General features: G+C 62.4%; 3 protein-coding genes. All 3 read left to right on the top strand.

Going from position 1 to position 2601, the window contains the following annotated elements; translation table 11 throughout:
- Nucleotides 1-209: 209 nt before the first annotated feature.
- On the top strand, nucleotides 210-1382 hold the full coding sequence (locus ABYW26_RS13155; protein WP_372605366.1) for a substrate-binding domain-containing protein: 1173 nt from the start codon (nucleotides 210-212) through the stop codon (nucleotides 1380-1382).
- A 71-nt stretch (nucleotides 1383-1453) separates the two neighbouring features.
- Nucleotides 1454-2218, top strand: a complete 765-nt coding sequence (locus tag ABYW26_RS13150; protein ID WP_372605365.1) for an ABC transporter ATP-binding protein — start codon at nucleotides 1454-1456, stop codon at nucleotides 2216-2218.
- A partial coding sequence (locus ABYW26_RS13145) for an ATP-binding cassette domain-containing protein (RefSeq protein ID WP_372605364.1) occupies nucleotides 2211-2601 on the top strand: 391 nt, incomplete at its 3' end. The genes ABYW26_RS13150 and ABYW26_RS13145, both read left to right, overlap by 8 nt.

Below are 2601 nucleotides of genomic sequence, written 5' to 3'. Positions count from 1 at the left end.
CCCCGCGTCCGGCGCGCTGGCCGGTCGCCGTCACATTTCTTTCACCCCTTGCATCGCATCCTTGCGCCGGTCCGGGTCGGTTTTCGGCCCGGACCGGCGCCATGCGCCACGTGTATTGTCGGAACAGGCACAGCTTTCGTTGACATGAATGCTGATTCATGTTTCATGTTTTCTCAGTTAAACGAAGAACCTTTGGGAGGTGATCCGGAATGAATAAATTACTCGCAACCAGCCTTGCGGCGCTGATGCTCGCCGGGCCGGCCATGGCGGAGATCCGTCTGGCCCATGTCTATGGCAAGACCGGCCCCTATGAGGCCTATGCCGCACAGTCGCATAACGGCCTGATGATGGGGCTGGAATATGCCACCGGTGGCACGATGGAAATCAACGGCGAAAAGATCGTCGTGATCGAGAAAGACACCCAGCTGAAGCCCGATCTGGGCAAGGCGATGCTGTCGGAAGCCTTTGGTGACGACGACGCGCAGATCGCGGTCGGGCCGGTCAGCTCGGGCGTGGCGCTGGCGATGCTGCCGGTGGCCGAGGAATACGAGCGCGTGCTGATCGTCGAACCCGCCGTGGCGGATTCGATCACTGGCGCCAACTGGAACCGCTATATCTTCCGCACCGGGCGCAACTCGTCGCAGGATGCGATTTCGAACGCTGTGGCGCTGGGCGGCGAAGGCGTGACCATCGCCACGCTGGCGCAGGACTATGCCTTTGGCCGTGACGGCGTCGCTGCCTTCCGCGAGGCCCTGGCCGGCACCGGCGCGACCATCGCGCATGAAGAATACGTGCCGACCGACACCACCGATTTCACCGCAGCTGGCGAACGTCTGTTCAACGCACTGAAAGACGTGGACGGCAAGAAAAAGCTGTTCGTGATCTGGGCCGGTGGCAACAACCCGATGAGCAAGATCAACTCGATGGACCCGTCGCGGTTCGGCATCGAGATGGCCACGGGCGGCAACATTCTGGCGGCGCTGAAGGCGCATAAGGAATTCCCCGGCATGGAAGGGGCGACCTATTACTATTACGAAATCCCGCAGAACCCGGTGAATGACTGGCTGGTGAAAGAACATTTCGCCCGTTATGGCACCCCGCCGGACTTTTTCACCGCAGGTGGCATGGCTGCCGGGATCGCAGCGGTCGAGGCCATCCGCAAAGCCGGTGGTGCCGACGATACCGAGGCGCTGATCGGCGCGATGGAAGGCATGGAGTTCGACTCGCCCAAGGGCATGATGCGCTTCCGCGCCGAAGACCATCAGGCGCTGCAGGCGATGTATCACTTCCGCACTGAAATTCAGGACGGCAAGGATTACGGCGTCCCGGTTCTGGTGCGTGAACTGGGGATCGACGACATGAATATCCCGATCCGCAACTGATGACAGTTGGACAGGGGCCGTCCGCGGCCCCTGTCCCCGTGTCCGCAATCCTTTTCAAAATCGGTAGTGCCATGACCCAGACCCTTCTGGAAACCAACGGACTGACTGTGCGCTTTGGCGGTCACGTCGCGGTGGATAACGTCAGCTGCGCCTTTCACGCGGGCCAGTTGACCGCGATTGTCGGGCCGAATGGCGCGGGCAAGACCACCTATTTCAACCTGATTTCCGGTCAGATCGCCGCTACGGCGGGCACGATCCGGCTGATGGGGGCGGATATCACCCGCGCCTCGGTCGCCGATCGCTGTGCCCGCGGGCTGGGGCGGGCGTTTCAGCTGACCAGCCTGTTCCCGAACCTGTCGGTGCTGGAAAACGTGCGTCTGGTCATTCAGGCGCGCGAGAAAAAGGGTTTTCGCCTGTTGTCGATGGCCTCATCCGATGCTGCCGTGACGGTCGCCGCGATGGCGGTGCTGGAGCGGGTGCGGCTGGACAATTTGAAAGATCAGAACGTGTCCGAACTCAGCCACGGCAACCAGCGCAAGCTGGAAGTGGCGATGCTGATCGCGCTGGACCCGGCGGTCTATATGTTCGACGAACCCACCGCCGGCATGAGCGTCGACGAGGCGCCGGTCGTGCTGGACCTGATCGCTGAACTGAAGGCCGAGACCGACCGCACCGTGCTGCTGGTCGAACACAAGATGGATGTGATCCGCACCCTGGCCGACCGGATCATCGTATTGCATAACGGCGCGCTGGCGGCCGATGGCGACCCGGCGACGGTGATGGCCTCGGACGTGGTGCAAGAGGCCTATCTGGGCCGGGAGCTGACCGATGTCTGATCCGATTTTGAAACTCGAGTCGGTGTTCACCGACATCGCCCGCTATCACATTCTGCAAGGCGTCGATCTTGAGGTGCCGCGCGGGCAGGTGACGATGCTGCTGGGCCGCAACGGCGTCGGCAAGACCACGACCCTGCGCACGATCATCGGCCATTGGCTGGCGAAATCCGGGGCGATCCGGTTCGACGGTCAGGACATCACCGGCCTGCCGACCCCGGCGCGGGCGCGGCTGGGCATCGGCTTTGTCCCCGAGGACATGGGGATTTTCACCGATCTGACGGTCGAGGAAAATATGATCCTTGCCGCCACCTCGGGGCCGCTGGACACCACCCGTCTGGAGTGGATTTTCAAGGCCTTCCCGCCGCTGCGCACTTTCTGGCGCT

It is taken from the genome of Actibacterium sp. (assembly GCF_041584535.1).
In the GTDB taxonomy this organism is placed as follows: domain Bacteria; phylum Pseudomonadota; class Alphaproteobacteria; order Rhodobacterales; family Rhodobacteraceae; genus Actibacterium_D.
Note: the sequence above shows the minus strand (reverse complement) of the source record. Positions and strands in the feature narration are given on the sequence as shown.